Source organism: Acinetobacter sp. RF14B (assembly GCF_006864105.1).
Lineage (GTDB): Bacteria > Pseudomonadota > Gammaproteobacteria > Pseudomonadales > Moraxellaceae > Acinetobacter > Acinetobacter lwoffii_C.
In genome coordinates this window covers 1-3,084 of sequence record NZ_SMTB01000154.1, presented here as the reverse complement: position 1 = coordinate 3,084, position 3,084 = coordinate 1, and the positions used below count along the sequence as shown (strand labels likewise).

4 protein-coding genes are annotated in these 3,084 nt (G+C 49.3%); 2 read left to right on the top strand and 2 right to left on the bottom strand.

Translation table 11 applies throughout. The features are described from left to right. Both E2K52_RS13930 and E2K52_RS13925 read right to left on the bottom strand, forming a co-directional pair. On the bottom strand, window positions 1-423 hold a 423-nt coding region (locus E2K52_RS13930), incomplete at its 3' end, for a CC0125/CC1285 family lipoprotein (RefSeq protein ID WP_151205616.1). A gap of 51 nt (window positions 424-474) precedes the next feature. After that, window positions 475-1,014 (bottom strand): DUF924 family protein, encoded by a 540-nt coding sequence (locus tag E2K52_RS13925; RefSeq protein WP_151205615.1) that lies wholly within the window; start codon window positions 1,012-1,014, stop codon window positions 475-477. 213 nt (window positions 1,015-1,227) lie between these two features. Between E2K52_RS13925 and gshA the strand changes: the two genes are divergently transcribed. Continuing rightward, the gene (gene gshA / locus E2K52_RS13920) at window positions 1,228-2,805 is read left to right on the top strand and encodes a glutamate--cysteine ligase (RefSeq protein ID WP_151205614.1); all 1,578 of its coding nucleotides are present in this window, start codon (window positions 1,228-1,230) and stop codon (window positions 2,803-2,805) included. Window positions 2,806-2,826: 21 nt separating this feature from the next. Continuing rightward, a partial coding sequence (locus E2K52_RS13915; RefSeq protein WP_151205613.1) for a disulfide bond formation protein B occupies window positions 2,827-3,084 on the top strand: 258 nt, incomplete at its 3' end.

The window sequence follows — 3,084 nt, the reverse complement described above, 5'->3', positions numbered from 1 at the left end:
CTCAATGGTATAGGCCACCTGGGCCGGGTCCAGAGTCACGGTATAAGGGCGGTCATAAAATGGATCTGGCCAGAACCCTGGATAACGGCGGTAGTAAGCAGAGGGATAGAAGCTCGGTGCAGGATAGACAATCGCCTGACGGGGAGGCTGCTGAGTCCGGTTGCTTGGATCATCCAGAACGCGAAAAAACTGGAAGCCATTCTGTACCGTTGTTTGGGCGGCTTTCAGCAGGGTAATTTCTTCTGCCGTAGCAAAACTCATATTGGGACGGGCCTGAAAGCTGATCCGGTAAGTCGTGGCATTTAAAGGCGTCGTGTTATAGCGCCCTAACTGATCAAAGGTCAAAGGTTTGGAGGGTGTGGTTGCGCAGCCACTCAGGCCAAGTGCAACAACCAGACCAAGTCCTAATAGGGTGTTTTTCATCTCCAATCTCCTGATAGATGATCCAGCAGTCGCAGAGCTTGAAAGGGAGAATCAAAAACTGCTGTCTGGCTGGGTCAGGAAAGTTAACTCTTCAGCGGTCGATGGGCGACCTAAAATCCGGTTACGGTGAGGATAACGCCCAAAGCGGTCAATAATCACCTTATGCTTTTTTTCAAACTCCAGATTAACCGGATTGCCCAGATGCTGGAACAGCTCCAAGGCATATTCATGAATCAGTCTGGATTCGCTATGCATGAACGGCATGTACAGGAAACTGCATTGTTCCGGGCTGAGCTGTTTATCCAGATCCAGGCTAATTGTCTCCTGAGCCAGAGCCAGAGCCAAGGGGTCCTGGGCAAAGGCTTGAGGAGAGTCACGAAACAGATTGCGGGAAAACTGATCCAACACAATAATTTCAGCCAGTCGGCCTGCTATGCTTTTGCGCCAGCACCAGAGTTCACCACGAGCTGCCTGTTGATGGATACTCATGAATTGTTGTGCAATATGCTGATCAAATTCCAGACTTTTGCTAAACCAGAAGGGCTGATGGTCGGCGTGGAACCAAAAGTCTAAAACATCTTGATAATTCATAATATTTACAATTCTTTAGTCTGTATTGGTTAATAAATCACAAATTTCACATGTCTTATAGAGGAACTTTGTGTTAAAAAATTGCCCAGTTAAAAATCAATAGTTTGCCTGAAAACCCGGCAGGATGTAATGTGCCGACCAGAAATCACGTTATACTGCTATAAATTGATGATTCTACTTTATTAATAGTTACCCCCATGAAGCGAGATTGTAATGAGTCAACCTGAATCGACCGCCCACGATGTATTACCTGACTGGGTGGATTCATCACTCATCCAAGGAATGCTGCGCGGTATCGAGCGCGAAAGCTTGCGTATGCAAAGCAACGGTTTCTTGTCCCAAGCGCCGCATCCTCGTGCCCTAGGTTCAGCCCTGACTCATCCACATATCACCACTGATTATTCTGAAGCCTTAATGGAGTTTATCACTCCACCGCAAAGTAGCATTCAAAAAGCCTTGGACTATCTGACCGATATTCATGCCGTCGCGCATCGCCAGCTGGAGAATGATGAAAAGCTCTGGCCGCTGTCGATGCCGTGCATGCTGGACCACAGTGATGAAAATATTCCGCTGGCCCAATATGGGACGTCTAATATCGGGCTGTTTAAAACCCTGTACCGTCATGGCTTGGGGGCGCGTTATGGCCGCCGTATGCAGACCATTTCCGGGGTACATTATAATCTGTCTTTCCCGGATCATTTCTTTGAAGCCCTGCAACAGCAAGAAAGCGATGAAAATTTACGGGCACTCAGCTTGCAGGACTATCGCAGTCACCGTTATATGGGGCTGATCCGTAACTTTATCCGCCTGACGCCACTGGTGATTTTTCTGGTCGGGGCCAGCCCGGCGGTCTGCCAGTGCTTTATGAGTGGCCGAGATCATCATTTACTGCCGCTGGTTAAAGGCACCCTGTATACCCCGTATGCGACTGCTTTGCGCATGGGACGTTTTGGCTATCAGAACTCTGCACAGAAGCAACTGGGCATTCACTACAATGACCTGCAAGGCTATCTGGAAGGGCTGCAAAAAGCCGTCAAAACCCCTTATAAGCCCTTTAGTCGTCTGGGCCTGAATGACCCGCAGGGACAGCCAATCCAGATCAATGATCATGTCCTGCAAATTGAAAATGAATATTACAGTCTGGTGCGTCCCAAACAGGTCCCCGAAGCTGGTGAGACCCCGTCACAGGCCTTGCAAAACCGCGGGATTGGCTATGTCGAGCTACGGGCGATAGACGTCAACCCGTATAGCCCGATTGGTATTAATGAAGATACTGCCGGTTTCTTGGAAGTGGTGGCATTGTACTGTCTGCTGCAAGACAGCCCGGCGTTGTTGGCTGCAGAGCAGGAAATTATTGAACGAAATCAGACTGAAGTGGTCAATCGTGGCCGTGCCTTCAATGCCGCTATTGTCGAAGATGGCCAGCATTATCCGATTGAAGACTGGTGTGCCCGGCTGCTGACACGTATGCAGCCCTTGGCTGAGCTGCTTGACCAGACTTATGACACAGGACTTTATCAGCATGCCATGCAGATCATGCAAGGTCGGGTCGATGAAGTCGATGCCACTTTATCTGCCTTAATTGTCGGAGATATCCGTGCTGCAAGCAGCATGTGGCATTTTGGACAGCATCTGGCCCAGCAGCATAGTCACGTCTATGAATCGCATCCGCTCAGTGCCGAAACAGCAGCTTATTTTGATGAAATATCACAAAGCTCATTGCAACAACAACAGCAGCTCGAGCAAGCGTGCAGTATCAACTTCAGTGATTATTTAGCGCAATATCGATAAAACAAAAAAAGAGGATTGACCATGCAATGGAGTTATCGCGGGGTAAGCGGCATGCTGTTTTTGGCTGCCGTGGTCGGGATGGTATTTGCACTTTATCTTGAACATGTCCAGGGACTGGCCCCTTGTCCGCTCTGCGTGTTTCAACGCATCGGGCTTATTGGCTTGGGGTTCATCTCCCTGATCGCTTTTTTGCACACTCCAGCCTCCAGTCTGGGCAAGCGTCTGTATGCCTTGTTAGGTGCTTTGAGCATGTTATGGTCAGCCGGAGTGGCTGCACGG